Origin of the sequence: Marinobacter panjinensis (genome assembly GCF_005298175.1) — a bacterium.
GTDB lineage: Bacteria > Pseudomonadota > Gammaproteobacteria > Pseudomonadales > Oleiphilaceae > Marinobacter > Marinobacter panjinensis.
Genome location: NZ_SZYH01000001.1, coordinates 2,356,132 through 2,372,074, shown reverse-complemented (window position 1 = coordinate 2,372,074; position 15,943 = coordinate 2,356,132). Strand labels below are relative to the sequence as shown.

The following is a 15,943-nucleotide window of genomic DNA, read 5'->3' as shown; positions in this document are numbered from 1 at the left end:
CGCAAAGCCTGTCCCGGGCGTTCCGTTCTCCCTGAGGGGGCGTAGTATACGGTGTCGTGAAACCATACGCTACAGCATGGCCCCTGCTCGGCAGGAGGGTCAAAGTATCTCCCGGTGTACGTCCAGTATGGCAGCGTCTATGCGATCCTGTATGGCTTTTTCGATCTGGTCCAGACGCTGGGATATCTGTTGGGAGGACCCACCAAGGGCGGCGATGGTCCAGGTGGCGCAGTCCAGGGCGTCCTGGTCGGCGGTTTCGGCAACGGCCAGGTCGGGTTCTTTGCCCCAGACGGCTTTCATGGCGGTGAAGGCTTTGCGTTTGCCTTTCAGATCTTCGCAGCCATAGAGCTGGAAGTGCAGGGTCAGGATGCCCACGTGGGGCGTAATGACTGGCTGCTGGGGGTTGCCTTGGTTAAGGAGCTTTCTCAGGGCTTCGGACATGTTTGCTTCCGGCTTTGGTGCTGGAACCGATGGGGGAGGACTCTCCAAAACACGCTCCTTCGGCACGTCCATGTGACGCTTGAGCTCCGCCATCCATGGCTCCGCACAGTTTTGGAGAGTCCTCCCCCACCGGTTCTCGAACTATTCAGGTGAAGTCCACCAAGTCTACCATCATGACAGGCTGGTGGACGTCCAAATCAGCCTACTACAGGCGTCGCCCGTTTGATAATGGCCACCGGGTCGGTGCCGGAGGGGAGGTTGCCGTAGTTCAGGCCGCCATTGTGTTCCAGCCGGGAGGCGCAGAAGGCGTCGGCTACCGCCGGGTCGGAGTTTCTGATCAACAGGGAGGCCTGCATCAGCAGGGCCAGTCGGTCCACCAGGTTGCGGGCGCGGTATTCGAAATCGCTGATGTCGGCGAAGTCGTTCTGCAGTTGCGCCAGGAAGCGGTCGAAACGGGCGTCGCTGCCGCGGGCTTCGGCGGCTTCGCTGAAGAAGGCGTCGAGGGTGTCCGGTTCTTTCTGCAGGGCGCGGAGGGTGTCCAGGCACTGGACGTTGCCACTGCCTTCCCAGATGGCGTTGACCGGGGATTCTCGCAGTAGGCGGGGCATGATGCAGTCTTCCATGACGCCGCTGCCGCCGATGCATTCCATGGCCTCGTAGGCGTGGTTGGGTGTGCGTTTGCAGATCCAGTATTTGCCAACGGGTGTGGCCAGCCTGGCCAGCAGGCGTTCGTGTTCCAGGTGCTGGTTGTCCAGTGAGCGGGCGATGCGCATGGTGTAGGCCAGCGCGGCTTCGCTTTCCAGGGCCAGGTCGGCCAGTACATTCTGCATCAGGGGCTGGTCGCTGAGGCGGTTGCCGAAGGCGCTGCGGTGATGGCAGTGGTGGCTGGCCTGGGCGAGGGCCTGGCGCATGCCGGCGGAGCTGCCGATCATGCAGTCGAAGCGGGTCATGGCGACCATCTCGATAATGGTAGGGACGCCACGGCCTTCTTCACCGACCATCCAGGCCAGGGCGCCGCGAAGCTCGGCTTCACTGGACGCATTGGCAATGTTGCCCATCTTGTTTTTCAGCCGCTGGATCTGCCAGGGATTCTTGCTGCCATCGGGGCGCCAGCGTGGCATCAGGAAGCATGACAGCCCGCTTTTGGTCTGGGCCAATACCAGGAAGGCGTCGCACATGGGAGCCGACACGAACCATTTGTGGCCGACCAGTTCATAGGCCTGGCCGGGGCCTTCGGCGCCGATGGCGTAGGCACGTGTGGAGTTGGCCCTGACATCACTGCCGCCCTGTTTTTCGGTCATCGCCATGCCGATGGTGACGGACTGTTTTTCGCTGTCCGGCAGGTTGCGGGGGTCGTAGCTGTTGGCGAGGATCTTGTTTTCCCAGATAGCGGCCAGTTCCGGCTGCTTGCGAATCGACGGGATGGCGGCAAAGGTCATGGTAATGGGACAGCAATGGGCTGCTTCGACCTGGGAATGCATGTAGTACCTGGCTGTCCTCGCAACATGGGCGCCTGCTCCGGGACTGGTCCAGGGGCTGCTATGGAGGCCGTTTTCCATGGCGGTCGTCATGAGCTGGTGGTAGGCGGGGTGGAAGTCCACCTGGTCAATCCGGTGACCGAAACGGTCGTGGGTGTTGAACACCGGTTTGTTCTCGTTGGCCCGGAATCCCAGTTCGATGGTTTCCGCTGCGCCGGCCAGGGCGCCGAACTGCTTCAGGTCACTGGTGGCTGCCGCCGCACCTTCCCGGGCCACGGCTTCCTGCAGGGCCCTGTCCTGCTCGAACAGGTTGTAGTTCTCCAGGGCCGGGGGCTGGTTGACAACCTCGTGGGTTACGGCCAGGTAACGGTCGTCACCGGAGGGGCTTGTGTTGTCCTGTGGTAGGGGCTGGCGGGCGTTCATGTTTATCTCCTGGCGCCGGTCAACCCCTGCATGCAAAAGCAAATGATGGAGTCGACCAGCGGATCATGGTCGTTGTTGTCGGCCTGGTCTGCGCCGCCTGTCTGGGCCGGTGAAAGTGGTCCCACCAGGCTTTCGGCAATGGCGCCTACAAGGCAGGTACTGCTTTGTCTGGCGTTCTGATCAGGAAGGCTGTCTTCTCCGATACCTTCTTTTATCGCCTGCTCAAACAGTTCGGCGTAGGCCCTGCGAAACTTCAGACGTTCTTCTTCTACTTTCGGGTCCACCGGTTCGGCGATCAGTGACCACGCCATCACCGGACCTCTCAGGGCACGTTCTGCAAACTGGCGCAGGGCCGCTTCCAGCCGGGCTACCGCGTTGCCTTCTATAGCCAGCGCTTCGGCGACCTTGTCCACTTCCCGCTGTGTTGCAATCCTGAATATCTCTGCAAACAGGTCTTCCTTGGACTCGAAGTGCCGGTAGATGGTTCCTGTGGCGACACCGGCGCAGGCTGCAATGCGAGTGATCTGAGCGCTGCGGAAGCCGCCACCGGCGACACATTCGTAGGTACATTCGATGATGCGCTTGCGGGCCTCGGCCTTGCGGTTGCGCATTTTCTCCGTTTCCCGGTATGCCATGCGGGTTCCTTATAAGTAGTGAATCATTATTCATTCTTTGTGTCAATCAATTAGCTTGCACAGTTTGATGCATATTATTGTTCTAAAACAGTGTCTTGAAATTTGTTACAAAAATTTACAAAAAAGTCGTTGTGAAGAAATAGCGTTGCAGCCGAAAGCGGATTATAAAGACGCCAAGGCGGGTCGCAAGGCGTATCCGTCGAGACGGGGCGGCCCGCCGGAACAGGTTTGGTACGCTCATTGTGGTGTTTTCGTTGATGGAGAAGATTATGAGTGAATTCGACGAAAGCAATCTGGAGCAATCCGGTAGCTGGACACATGACAGTGATGATACACATTCCATTGCCGGCCGAGCACGCATTCGTGCCCAGCTCCAGCAGGATATTGAATCGTTTCTGAACCAGGGTGGCAGAATTCAGGAAGTGGATACGGCGTTCCGTTCGGATTCCCCCCGAAAGGTGGATGTCGGTTTTAATAATCGCTCCCTCTGAATTTCCAGGCCGCAGCCTCCGGGGCTGCGGCCTGTTCGGTTATGTTGTTTTTTGGTTGTTTTGACGCTGGTCTCACCGCAGTGCCCTTCGATCCTCTATGCTGTCTTCAGCAGAATAGTTCTTAATCCATGAACAGGCCGCATTAATGAGAGGCTTCCTTCGTTTTGCGACTATGGCACTGCTTGTCATGGTGGCACTCTTTGCTGGCACGATCATATTCCTCAGTGATGAGCCGACAACCGCTGTGGATACTGCAGTTGCTGTTGATGCCGGCAGCTCTGCGGAACAGACGGAAAGCCCCGGGCAGGAGAGCGAGGCGCCGTCAAAGCTGGTTGGCAATGCCCGTGTCCCGGTACCGGATGGGTTGCCAGCCTCGCTGGAAGGAACCAGCCTCCCTGGCGGCTGGGCCAAAACCGATAGCAATGGTTCTTTGGTTCCCACGCCCCAGTTGCGGCAGTTGTTTGAGTATTACCTCGCCGCGCTGGGGGAGGAGACCCTGCCCCAGTTGGTCGCGCGCATAGAGCAGGCGCTTGCACGGCTGGAGGAGCCGGCCCGTTCTGAAGCCATGGCCACTCTGGGGAATTACCTGGATTACAAGCTGGCGTTAGGGGATCTCGAAGTCACCTATGGCAATGCCACGTCCCTGGATGCCAATGAAATGCAGCAGCGTATGGCAGAAATCCGCGCCTTACGGCGCACCTGGATGGATGCGCAGACCGCCGATGCTTTTTTTGCGAGCGACGAGGCTGTGGATCAGTTCCAGATAGAACAATTGCGCATACGGACTGACGAATCACTTTCCGACGGGGAGCGTGAGCAGGCACTGGAACGGGCCGAACAGGCACTGCCGGCGCCTATACGCGAAGCCCGCCGGGAAACCCGGAAGTTCACCGATTACCAGAAGGCCCGTTCGCAATTTGCAGACGACCCAGAGGCGCTGCGTGCCTGGAGGGAGGAGCGTTTTGGTGACGAGGCCGCCCGGCAACTGGAAAAGGTGGAAGCAGAGCAGCGAGCCTGGGACAACAAGTGGCAATCGTATAGCTCGGCACTCAGGGAGCTTGATGGCCTGGGGCTTGCCGGCCCTGAGCGTGAAGCCGCTGTCGATTCCCTCAGGGATGAGTATTTCGAAGGTGCTGAAAAGTTGCGCGCGGAAGCCCTCGACTCAATCCGGTAACATTCCATTCATCTGGTGCTGGTAGTCTGAGCCTGCGGATCCGTGGCGGGTCCTGCCACCGCTGCTTGCGGGCGTGTATGATGGGGCAGTGTTTTGCGCCATTTTCCACAGGAGGTGTTCCGTGAGCTCTTCGGTCAACCGTGTTTTCCCTGCCACCCGTCTGCGTCGTAATCGGGTTGACAGTTTTTCCCGCCGGCTGGTACGGGAGCATCAGCTCAGTGCCGATAACCTGATTTTTCCGGTGTTTGTGCTGGAGGGTGAGGGCCAGCGTGAAGCTGTGCCTTCCATGCCCGGTGTCGAGCGCCTGAGCATTGATTTGCTGGTAGAACAGGCGGCGGAACTGGTTGACCTGGGTATTCCGGCGGTAGCGCTGTTTCCGGTTGTGCCGGCCGAGCACAAGAATCTCTCCGGCTCCGGTGCCTGGGATTCCGATGGCCTGGCCCAGCGTGCCGTGCGAGCACTGAAAAAAGCCCGGCCAGAGCTGGGTGTCATTACCGACGTAGCGCTGGACCCGTTCACCACACACGGCCAGGACGGCATCATCGACAACGATGGTTACGTGTTGAATGATGTGACCGTAGAGGCGCTGGTGAACCAGGCGTTGTCCCATGCGGATGCCGGTGCCGATATTGTGGCTCCGTCTGACATGATGGATGGTCGGGTTGCCGCCATCCGGGAGGCCCTGGAGTCTGCCGGTTATGTGAACACCAGGATTCTGGCCTATTCTGCAAAATATGCCTCCAGCTATTACGGACCTTTCCGGGATGCCGTCGGCTCGGCCGGTAATCTGGGCAAGGGCAACAAGGCCACCTATCAGATGGACCCGGCCAACAGTGACGAAGCGCTGCACGAAGTGGCCATGGATATTGCCGAGGGTGCGGACATGGTGATGATAAAGCCGGGTATGCCGTATCTGGATATCGTCCACCGGGTAAAGCACGAGTTGCAAGTGCCAACGTTCGTTTACCAGGTCAGTGGTGAATACGCCATGCACATGGCCGCCGCGGAAAACGGCTGGCTCGATGGCGATGCCGTGATGATGGAAAGCCTGATGGCCATGCGCCGTGCGGGTGCCGATGCCATCCTCACCTATTTTGCCGTCAGGGCGGCCCGGCTGATGCGCAGCAGCCGTACCTGACAGGCCACAGTCACAATCAGGGTGCTGTACCGGCACCCTGGCAATGGAAGCAGTCAGCAATGAGTACCGAATCTGCAAAAAACCTGAAGGCTGTTGATGCCACGAATGTTCCGGCTCCGGTGGAAGTGCCGGCCCCGGGCACCGACGTTGACGTGGCCGCCCAGGAAAACTACTTCAACCGTGAACTGAGCCAGCTTCAGTTCAACTATCGTGTGCTCAAGCAGGCCCTGGATAAGACCCATCCACTGATCAACCGGCTGATGTACTGCTGTATTTTCAGCAGCAACATGGACGAGTTCTTCGAGATCCGGGTGGCCGGCCTGCGCCAGCAGATCAAATACGGCCGGGAAACCCTGGGCTCCGATGGCATGATGCCGGAACAGGTGCTGGGCGAAATCAGCCGCGTGGCACACGAATACATCCGGGAACAGTACGACATCATCAATAACGTGCTGATTCCCGAGATGGAGCAGGAAAATATCCATTTTGTCCGCCGCCGCGAGTGGACCGAAGCCCAGGCAGACTGGGTGCGCCGGTATTTCGATGAGGAAATCCTGCCGGTTGTCAGCCCGATCGGTCTCGACCCGTCACACCCGTTCCCGCGGCTGGTGAACAAGAGCCTGAACTTTATCGTCGAGCTCGACGGCAAGGACGCCTTTGGCCGGGAAACCGGTATGGCCATCGTGCCGGCACCGCGCTCGTTGCCGCGCCTGGTGCGTCTGCCGGACGATGTCTGTAATGGTGGCGATAACCTGGTGTTCCTGTCGTCAATGATTCACGCCCACGCTGATGAGCTGTTCCCGGGGATGGAAGTGAAAGGCTGTTACCAGTTCCGCCTGACCCGCAACGCCGACCTTGAGCTGGAAGATGACCTTGAAGACCTGGCCTCTGCCCTGCGTGGTGAGCTGCTCAGTCGTCGCTTTGGTGATGGTGTGCGGCTGGAAGTGGCGGACAATTGCCCGGAAGAACTGGTCCATTTCCTGTTGCGTGAGTTTGGCCTTACGGATCGGGACCTTTACCAGGTACACGGGCCGGTTAACCTCACCCGCCTGATGGCCGTGGGTGGCCTGGTGGATCGTCAGGATCTGACCTATTCCGGGTTTTCGCCGTCGATTCCGCGCCAGATCCGTACCAAAGAGACCATGTTTGATGCCATCCGTAAACGGCCACTGCTGCTGTTGCATCCGTTTGAAAACTTCAGTCCGGTAGTGGACCTGCTACGCCAGGCCGCCAAGGATCCCCAGGTGCTGGCCATTCGCCAGACCCTGTACCGCACCGGCGCCGATTCGGAAGTTGTTGAGGCACTGATGGACGCGGCGCGTCGTGGCAAGGAAGTGACTGCCATCATCGAACTGCGGGCCCGGTTCAGCGAAGCGGAAAACCTCGAGCTGGCCAGCCGCCTGCAGGAGGCCGGGGTTATCGTGGTGTATGGGGTGGTGGGTTACAAGACCCACGCCAAGATGATCCTGATTGTGCGGCGGGAGGAAGGAAAGCTGCGGCGCTATGTTCATCTGGGCACGGGTAACTACCACGCCGGGAACGCCCGTCTGTATACCGATTACAGTTTCATGACCTGTGATGAGTCCATTGGTGACGACGTTAACAAACTGTTCCAGCAGCTGACCGGCATGGGCAAGGCACTGAAGATCAAGAAGCTCTTCCACTCTCCGTTCACCCTGCACAGCCGTTTGCTGGGACTGGTAGAGCGGGAAGCGGAACTGGGTGAGAAAGGCCGTATTATCCTCAAATTCAACGCCCTGACCGAGCGAGAGCTGATCAAGGCACTGTACCGGGCGTCGCGGGCGGGGGTGAAAATAGACTTGATCATTCGCGGCATATGCTGCCTGCGCCCGGAGGTGCCGGGGCTGTCGGACAACATTCGGGTGCGGTCCATCATTGGGCGGTTCCTGGAGCATACCCGGGTTTACTACTTCGGCAACAACGGCCGGCCGGAAGTCTACGGTTCCAGTGCCGATGGCATGGAGCGTAACCTGCTGAGTCGGGTTGAAACTGCTTTTCCTATCGAAGATCCGGCCCTGATCGCGCGGGTGCGTGAAGATCTGGATACCTACCTGGCGGACAACTGCCAGTCGTGGGTGTTGCAGCCGGACGGCAGTTACATCCAGAATCAGCCCGCAGAAGGCGAAGACCGTCTGGCATCGCAACTGGTTCTGCTGGAACGCCTGACCGGTAAATAATGATAACCCGTGCCTGCCTGCAGCTTTTGTGCAGGGGGCGGGCGCAGTAATGGAGAACAGGCAGTTGAAAAAACAATGGATGGTTGCCGGTGCGGCAGTGCTGGCGGTTGGTGTGGTTGCGCCCTGGGCTGTGGGTTACGTAACCGAGCAGCAGTGGCAGAGCGTGACCACGGAAGTGAATCAGGCCCAGCCTCTGTTCCAGCTGGAAACGCGGGATTACAACCGGGGCTACCTGGGTGCTGATTTTACCGGCACCATTTCGGTTCAGAACCCGGATACCGGCGAAGAGCATGAGTTCGAATACCAGGCCCGGGTGAGCCATGGCGTTACTGGCAGTTTGCTGGACTTTTCTCCACCCGATGAGCTTGGCTCCGACGTTGACAAAATCTTTCCGGATGAAAAGCCGAAACTGACTCTGGAAACCCGCCTCTGGGGCACGGCAATCGTTGAGCTGTCCGTTCCGGCGATCAGCGTGATCAACGAGGAAACCGGCGAATCCTTTGATATGTCGGAAAGCTACAGCCGCGCCGAAATCAGTGACAATGGCTCCCATGCCGATATTGTCATGCTCTGGCCAGGGGCTGTCATCCGGGCGCCAGATCTTCGCATCAGTATCGAAGATTTTCGTTTTGAGCAGACCATGGAGCATCTCACCGGGGGTGTCTGGCTGGGTGACGGCGATATGTCGTTGAGCGGCTTTGAGTTGGCTGCCCGCGACGAGCCCTCGCTCCGGTTTGACGATCTGGCGATTCGCAGCGAGACCTTCACTGAGGATGATGGCGAGAGCATTGGCTCAGAGACCCTCATGACCCTGGAGACATTGACTGCAGACGACGAGAGCTTTGGGCCGCATCGCATGGAATTCGTATTCAGCGGCCTCGATGTGCAAAACTGGAATAACCTCACTGAGGCACTGACGGAGATGCAGACGGCTGCCCTGACGGCCCCCGGTGGCGACTCGCGTGCGGTAATGCAGCAACAGATGGAATCCATGAGCCGGATCAATCAGGCACTGTTGGGTCTGGCCGGTGAAGGTTTCTCATTCGGTTTTCCGAAGCTTTCCTTTGCCACGCCATATGGCCCGATTGATGGTGAGATCATGGTGCAACACCCGTCGCTGTCGGATGAGGAGAAGGATCAGATGATGATGGTGATGCAGCGGCTGACCGGCAACCTGGACCTGAGCATGCCACTGGCACTGGTGGAGCAGTACCCCGAGCTGGGGATGCAGGTAGCGCCGCTGATCAAGCAGGGAATGGTAGTGCAGGAGGGAGATCGTGTGAGGGTTCAGGGCAAACTGGAGGACCTTGCCCTGGATATCAATGGAAATCTGATTCCGTTACCTCCCCTGTTCTGATCTTGCTGTGGACTGCTGCCTGCAGGCAGCAGTCTCCCCCGCCTCTTCTTCAGTCCTTGCCAAACTTCTCTTTCAGTGCCGCTTCCACAGCCGGATCGACAAATTCCGATACATCTCCGCCCAGGGAGGCGATTTCCCGGATAAGGGTGGAGGAGATATAGGACAGGTGGTTGGCCGGTGTCAGGAACACGCTCTCCACTTCCGGTGCCAGGCGGCGGTTCATGTCGGCAAGCTGGAACTCGTATTCGAAGTCGGAGACGGCTCTCAGGCCACGAAGGATAACGGTGGCGCCCTGTTCCCGTACGAAGTCTGCCAGCAGGTTGCTGAAGCCGGTGACGCTGACATTGGGCAGGTGGGCGGTGGCCTGGGCGACCAGGTCGCAGCGCTCTTGCAGGGTCAGCAGCGGTGACTTCTTGGGGTTGTAGGCGATGGCAACGACGACTTCATCGAAGAGGCGTCCGGCGCGTTCGATGAGGTCGGTGTGGCCGTTGGTGATCGGGTCAAATGTACCCGGGTAGATGACTTTTGGCATTCGGAGCTCCTTTTCACCACAAGCGGACAGGATAGCAGCCTTCCCGCCTATGATGAACTCAACCTGTGGGCCAGCCTTGTGCTGTTCCTTGCCGCCAGTGCATACACCGACAACTGCGGATTCGCGCCGATGCTGGTGGGGAAAATCGAGGCGTCGTGGATGCTCAGGTTGGGCACCTGGTGGTGCTCGCCGAAGCCGTTGACCACGGATTCTTCCGGGTCGCCGCCCATGCCGCAGCCGCCCATCTGGTGGGCAGTGAACAGGCGCACGCGGTGAGGTTCCATGGGAAGCCTGTCGATGCCGGCTTTGGCGTCGGCCCAGGAGCTGTACCAGGGGGAGTCCAGGTGCATGAGGCGGACTTTGCGGGCGCCGGCGGCGAACTGGATTTCGGCCATTTTGTAGAAAGCGTCTTTCAGGCCACGCCAGAGGTAGTCGGTGACCGGGTAGTCCAGTATCGGGCTGCCATCGTCGCGAAGGCTGACGGTGCCACCGGGGCTGTCGGGATGAAAACCGTCCCGCAGCAGGGCGATGACGGAGTTCATGCGGGGCAGTTTCGAGAGATCATTGACCTGCTGTTTGCCATGGCCGGGGACCACGCCGGCGGACATGGCCGGATGCAGGGGTGGCACTTCCAGCTTGAACCCGGCGGGGCCTTCGACCCCCTGGGAGAAATTGAATTCATCCGAGTAGATCGACTGGGGCGCGCCATAGTAGGGCTCGACGGTGTGCGGCATTTCCGCCACTGTGGCGTTGACCGGGTGCAGAAAGGTGCGTTTGCCGATGCGGTCGTGGGGGTCGGGGATATCGGAGCGTAACAGCAGGCCGGGGGAGCCGATGGCGCTGGCGGCGACGACGAAATGCTTCGCTTTCAGTGTCACGGTGATGCCGGAGGGCGTTACCCCGTCCGCGGCCATGGCAGAGGCCTGCAAGTGGTCGATCCGGTCCTGTTTCATCACCAGCTTGTCTGCCCTCAGGCCATGGAACAGGCGGGCGTTGTTGTCCAGAGCACCGGGGATAGTGGTGGTCAACGCCCCCTGCTTGGCGTTGGTGGGGCAGCCTACGCCACAATAGCCCAGGTTCCAGCAGCCTTTGACGTTGCGGGGAATTACCTCCCAGGACCAGCCCAGGGCCTCACAGCCCTGGCGCAGGATGTCGTTATTGACGTTGGGGTCGGTTACCCAGGGTTCGATATTGTGCCGCTGCTCGCGGCCATCGAACCAGGGCCTCATGGCCTCCGGGCTGAGGCCATCCAGCCCGAAGCGGCTGGCCCAATGGTTCAGGGTCGGCTCCGGCGTTCGAAAGCTGGAAGTCCAGTTCACCGTAGTGGAGCCCCCCACGCAGCGGCCCTGCAGAATGGCAATGGCACCGTCACTGGTGACCCGGCTCATACCTTCCTGGTAAAGGGAGGCATAGGCGTCCAGCTCATTCATCTTGAAGTCCTTCTGATAATACAGTCGGCCTTCCTCAACAAGAATCACTGACAACCCGGCCCTGGCCAGTATCTCCGCCGTAGTGCCCCCACCAGCGCCGGTGCCGATAATCACCACATCCGCTTCGTGGGTCTGGTTCTGTGACAGAGTGGCGCCGTCGGTGACCTTCCAGCCAGCCTCAAGCCCACGGGCGATACGATCCGTTAATGACATTGAAATGCTCCGATATGCGGGTGGCTAGCTCAGGCGCTGTTTTTGAACTGGGGTAGGGCATCCACGGCAAACGCGGGAGGCCCGGGATACCCGGAAAGGTGCCAATGGTCCTGATGGCCATAAAACGCCACGTTGGTGACCTTGGTCAGAGCGATATAGCCGTTGTTGAACAGGCCAATACCACTGGTACGCCAGCGCTCAAGAAATGCTTGAGCCGTTTCCGTACTGGCGTTCTCCCAACTGGACCACACCCGCGCGACGGTAACGCGGGTCAACCCGAAATTGAGCAGATCAAACAGCCCCCGCAGCTCCTTCTGGTTGGCAGGTCCGAACTGATGAATACCGGCATCGATACGCTCAATAGTGGACTGGATCTGCTGTCGACGCACAACCGGCTCCTCGGTCAGCCCCGGTCCGACTATGGCTGGCAGCAAGGCCTCAAACAGAATAATGTCGTCGCGGGTCAGGAACCTGAACTCATAGCTCTGGTCCATCGCCCCCGGCATCGGATAGTCCCGCCCTGCCGGCGCGGTCGCACACCCGGACAAACCGGCCGTTACACTCACCGTGCCCAGAAACATCGCACCGCCAAGCCCCGTCCGAAGAAAGCTCCGGCGGTCCATAGCAGTGGGGGATTCCGTTTGCACGGAATGAGGAATCATATCAGACATAACCACTCTCTTGTTTTTATTGTCTTTAGTTGCGTTTTCTTCCCTTCTCACCGGCGCCCGGCACCCAAGTCGTAGGCACCGAGCACATAGGCCAGAAAGATCAGCGAATAAACAACTTATATACCATCCTGTGCGCCGCCGTACCGTGAGGCGCGTACACAAACTTGCCACTGTTGAACTTCTGCTTGCTGAAAATCGCCCGATGATGGGAGAAGGTCAGGAAACCCTCCTTGCCGTGATAATGGCCCATACCGGAATCGCCCACGCCACCAAATGGCAAATCGTCCTGGGCAACATGCATCAGCGCATCATTGATGCACATGCCACCGGAATGGGTATTGTCGACCACATGCTCCTGCATCGACTTGTCATAACCGAAGAAATACAACGCCAGCGGGCGCGGTCGGTCATTGATGTAATGAATGGCCTCGTCGAGCTTGCCATAACTGACCACCGGCAGAATCGGCCCGAAAATCTCATCCTGCATGATCTTCATGTCCGGCGTGGTATTCAGTGCCAGTGTAATCGGCATCTTGCGCGTGCCATCCTTCATGTTCTCACTGGCCGGATTGATCTCAATCAGCTCTGCGCCCTTCTCCCGTGCATCGTCAAGATACCCTTGCAGCCGGCCGTATTGGCGCTCATTGATAATCGCTGTGTAATCGTCATTGTCCCGCAGGCTCGGGTACATTTTGGCAAACTGGTTACGGTACTCATCCACAAACGCCTGCACACGGTCCGCCGGGCACAGCACATAGTCCGGTGCCACACAGGTCTGGCCCGCATTCAGAGCCTTGCCGAAGGCAATGCGCTGAGCGGCATCCTCCATGGGCACATCCGGGGAAACGATGGCCGGTGACTTGCCACCCAGTTCCAGGGTGACCGGTGTCAGATTCTCCGCCGCCGCGCGCATCACCAGCTTGCCCACCGACGTTGAACCGGTAAACAGCAGGTGGTCAAAGGGCCGGCTGGAGAAGTCGGCCGCCACGTCGGCCTCACCGTTAATCACACTGACCAGGTCCTCCGGGAACGCAGACTCGATGATCTCCCGGAACAGGGCAGAGGTATGGGGGGTGTATTCGGACATCTTGATCATGGTGCGGTTGCCTGCCGCCAATGACGCCACCAGCGGGCCGACCGCCAGATACAGCGGGTAGTTCCAGGGCACGATCACCCCCACAACGCCCTTGGGCTGGTAGTGCACACGATTGCTGGCCGGTTGGAACAATACCGACACATGCCGCTTGGATGGCTTCATCCAGCCTTCAAGATTTTTCAGGGCGTAGTTGATGCCCTGAATCGATGGCATTACCTCGGCAATCAGGGATTCATCCTTCGAGCGACAGCTGAAATCCCGATCAATGGCGTCCAGCAATTTGTCCTGGTTGGTCATCAACACACGCTTTAGCCGTTTCAGATTCTCCTTGCGCTCGGTCAACGACGGCATCGGGTTGTTGCGGAATGCCTTCTTCTGATCGTCGAACACCCGGTGGGTATGCTGGATCTGTTTCTTGCTTTCGGTCAGCTGGACAACGGTAGCAACCATATCGCTCTCTCCTCGCGACGCCGGGCTGGTGGCCGGGTCATCTTGTTCATTGTCAACGGCCCTGTTGGTCGGGCCGGAAATAGCATTGGCGAAAAAGTATTCAGTTTGCGCTTGGGGGTATTATTAGAGTATATACTCTAGTGAGTCAAGGCGACCGGATGGCGAATCGGGCCATCCCACATACAACAACGCATTGCAGAGCCTATGAAAACCCGAGACAAGATTCTTCTTTCGAGCCTGGAGCTTTTTAACGAAAGGGGAGAGCGCAATATCACCACCAATCACATTGCCGCTCACCTGGCGATCTCGCCAGGCAACCTCTATTACCACTTTCGCAACAAGTCCGACATCATCTACGAGATATTTCTCGAGTATGAAAAGTTGGTGGACTTCTACCTGGATATCCCGGAAGACCGGCCTATCACCCTGGAAGACCTGACGTTCTATCTTGAGTCGGTGTTTGACGGGCTCTGGAGCTACCGCTTCTTTCACCGCGACCTGGAATACCTGCTCGACAGTGACCGGCGCCTGCGGCAGGACTACCGCGAATTCACCAATCGCTGCCTGGTAGCGATCAGCCGGATTTTCGAGAAGCTGGCAGACGCCGGGATTATCCAGCCCCAGCCTGAAGAGCTGCGTTCGGCGATGTCACTGAACGTATGGCTGGTCATCACCAACTGGATGGCGTTCCTGAAAACGGCCCATGCCCTTGAGGAGTCCACCAGCCTGACCCTGACGGAGTTGAAGCAGGGTATCTATCAGGTTTTGACGCTGGAAATTCCCTATCTGACCGCGGATTATCGGGAGCAGGTGATGGCGTTGCGGGAAAAATACCGCCCCTGTCTGCCAGAATCGGCCGACGCTTGAGATGACATTTCTCAAAAGGATCAGAGATTGCGGAACTTTTGATCAACTGGCGTGTCACTAATTACGACATCGGGAATTCGGACATTCACGGTGTCGCCTGAGTGAGTTCTCAGGTTTTAGCACGTCGCAAACCCTGACGTTTCACCGGCCTGTCATGCAGGCCGGTTTTTTTATTGCCTTTATCTCTCGAAAAAGCTCGTCATCGCATCCTTGTCAACGCATTTTAATTCCCCTAGACTTGCATATGTTACCGGTAACATATGCCGGCACAAAAACAATCAGGAGATACCAATATGTTCCCGACAAGGCTCGCAACCGGTTTGCTGTCAGCCACCCTGGCTTTCAATGCATTTGCTGCTGATTACAACTTCAAGTTTCAGTCGTCAGATCCTTCCGGTGTCAAGAACTTCGAGATTCAACAGGCCTGGGCCGACCGTGTGGAAGCAATGACCGGTGGCCGCGTCGAAATTGACCTGTTGCCAGTGGGCAGTGTGGTCAGCCACACCGAAACCCTCGGTGCCATGAAAATGGGCGTTCTGGACGGTCATATCTCGGTCACCGGCTATTTTTCCGGCAAGGACCCGGCATTCGGACTGATCGGCAACACGGTCGGTGCCTGGTCCAGTCCTGACCAGCTTATTGATTACATCAACTATGGCGGTGGCTATGAGTTGATGAATGAGCTGTATCAGCCGTACGGCGTTAAGTTTGTCGGCGGCGGAGGCACCGGCCTTGAGTCCTTCGTGTCGAAGAAGCCGCTTGATGGCGTGGAGGATCTTGAAGGGCTGAAAATGCGTGCGCCGGAGGGGCTGGTGCAGTCAGTATTTGCGGCTGCCGGGGCCTCGCCGGTGAATCTGCCGGGTTCCGAGGTTTACACCGCTCTGAGCAAGGGCGTGATTGATGCGGCTGATTACACGGTCTTCTCCACCAACCACGAAGCAGGTCTCAACGACATCGCCGCCCACCCGGTCTATCCCGGGTTCCATTCCCTGCCGCTCATCGAGATTGCCATGGACCTCAAGGAATGGGAGAAACTGCCGGAGGACATCCAGTCCATCATGACGGTTTCTGCCAGGGACTTCGCCCAGGACATCAGCACGCAACTGGCAATGGCGGACAGGGAAGCAGTGAATGAAGCACGAGCCAATCCGGACATCACCATTCACGACTGGTCCGCAGAAGAACGCCGTAAGTTCCGTGCCATTGCCCGCGACCAGTGGAAAGCCTACGCCGAACAGTCGCCCAATGCCGAGAAGGTGTACCAGTCGGTGACCGACTACCTTGAGTCCCAGGGCCTTCTCTAACCAGTAGCCGCTTCCCTCGATATCAGCCTTCGGGTACCAGTGCGG

14 protein-coding genes are annotated in these 15,943 nt (G+C 58.5%); 7 read left to right on the top strand and 7 right to left on the bottom strand.

Annotated elements, in window-relative coordinates; all coding sequences use genetic code 11:
• Window positions 1-99: 99 nt before the first annotated feature.
• The 3 genes from FDP08_RS10945 to FDP08_RS10935 form a co-directional block, all read right to left on the bottom strand.
• Window positions 100-441 (bottom strand): DUF503 domain-containing protein, encoded by a 342-nt coding sequence (locus tag FDP08_RS10945; RefSeq protein ID WP_137436193.1) that lies wholly within the window; start codon window positions 439-441, stop codon window positions 100-102.
• Window positions 442-638: 197 nt separating this feature from the next.
• Entirely contained in the window at window positions 639-2,342 is a 1,704-nt protein-coding gene (locus FDP08_RS10940; protein WP_137436192.1) for an isovaleryl-CoA dehydrogenase, read from the bottom strand.
• A 2-nt stretch (window positions 2,343-2,344) separates the two neighbouring features.
• Window positions 2,345-2,977 carry a TetR/AcrR family transcriptional regulator gene (locus FDP08_RS10935; protein ID WP_137436191.1) on the bottom strand — a complete coding sequence of 211 codons (633 nt, stop codon included), beginning with the start codon at window positions 2,975-2,977 and terminating at the stop codon, window positions 2,345-2,347.
• A 269-nt stretch (window positions 2,978-3,246) separates the two neighbouring features.
• On the opposite strand from FDP08_RS10935, the gene FDP08_RS10930 reads away from it, so the two are divergent.
• The 5 genes from FDP08_RS10930 to FDP08_RS10910 all read left to right on the top strand — a co-directional run bounded on the left by FDP08_RS10930 (window position 3,247) and on the right by FDP08_RS10910 (window position 9,335).
• Window positions 3,247-3,468 (top strand): hypothetical protein, encoded by a 222-nt coding sequence (locus FDP08_RS10930; RefSeq protein ID WP_137436190.1) that lies wholly within the window; start codon window positions 3,247-3,249, stop codon window positions 3,466-3,468.
• 145 nt (window positions 3,469-3,613) lie between these two features.
• Window positions 3,614-4,642, top strand: coding sequence for a lipase secretion chaperone (locus FDP08_RS10925; protein WP_228263284.1), 1,029 nt, complete (start codon window positions 3,614-3,616; stop codon window positions 4,640-4,642).
• A 121-nt stretch (window positions 4,643-4,763) separates the two neighbouring features.
• Window positions 4,764-5,780 (top strand): porphobilinogen synthase, encoded by a 1,017-nt coding sequence (hemB, locus tag FDP08_RS10920; RefSeq protein WP_137436189.1) that lies wholly within the window; start codon window positions 4,764-4,766, stop codon window positions 5,778-5,780.
• A 59-nt stretch (window positions 5,781-5,839) separates the two neighbouring features.
• Window positions 5,840-7,978 (top strand): polyphosphate kinase 1, encoded by a 2,139-nt coding sequence (ppk1, locus tag FDP08_RS10915; RefSeq protein WP_137436188.1) that lies wholly within the window; start codon window positions 5,840-5,842, stop codon window positions 7,976-7,978.
• A gap of 64 nt (window positions 7,979-8,042) precedes the next feature.
• Window positions 8,043-9,335, top strand: a complete 1,293-nt coding sequence (locus FDP08_RS10910; RefSeq protein WP_228263283.1) for a DUF945 family protein — start codon at window positions 8,043-8,045, stop codon at window positions 9,333-9,335.
• A 49-nt stretch (window positions 9,336-9,384) separates the two neighbouring features.
• Here FDP08_RS10910 and coaD read toward each other — a convergent pair whose 3' ends face one another.
• The 4 genes from coaD to FDP08_RS10890 form a co-directional block, all read right to left on the bottom strand.
• Window positions 9,385-9,867, bottom strand: a complete 483-nt coding sequence (gene coaD, locus FDP08_RS10905; RefSeq protein ID WP_137436187.1) for a pantetheine-phosphate adenylyltransferase — start codon at window positions 9,865-9,867, stop codon at window positions 9,385-9,387.
• A gap of 47 nt (window positions 9,868-9,914) precedes the next feature.
• Entirely contained in the window at window positions 9,915-11,510 is a 1,596-nt protein-coding gene (locus tag FDP08_RS10900) for a GMC family oxidoreductase (RefSeq protein ID WP_137436186.1), read from the bottom strand.
• A 29-nt stretch (window positions 11,511-11,539) separates the two neighbouring features.
• Window positions 11,540-12,181, bottom strand: a complete 642-nt coding sequence (locus tag FDP08_RS10895) for a hypothetical protein (protein ID WP_137436185.1) — start codon at window positions 12,179-12,181, stop codon at window positions 11,540-11,542.
• A 100-nt stretch (window positions 12,182-12,281) separates the two neighbouring features.
• Window positions 12,282-13,727, bottom strand: coding sequence for a coniferyl aldehyde dehydrogenase (locus FDP08_RS10890; protein ID WP_137436184.1), 1,446 nt, complete (start codon window positions 13,725-13,727; stop codon window positions 12,282-12,284).
• A 204-nt stretch (window positions 13,728-13,931) separates the two neighbouring features.
• Between FDP08_RS10890 and FDP08_RS10885 the strand changes: the two genes are divergently transcribed.
• Together FDP08_RS10885 and FDP08_RS10880 are read left to right on the top strand one after the other, a co-directional pair.
• Complete coding sequence (locus FDP08_RS10885) at window positions 13,932-14,594, top strand: TetR/AcrR family transcriptional regulator (protein WP_137436183.1); 663 nt, start codon at window positions 13,932-13,934, stop codon at window positions 14,592-14,594.
• Window positions 14,595-14,887: 293 nt separating this feature from the next.
• Entirely contained in the window at window positions 14,888-15,898 is a 1,011-nt protein-coding gene (locus FDP08_RS10880) for a TRAP transporter substrate-binding protein (RefSeq protein WP_137436182.1), read from the top strand.
• The last annotated feature ends 45 nt before the right edge of the window (window positions 15,899-15,943 follow it).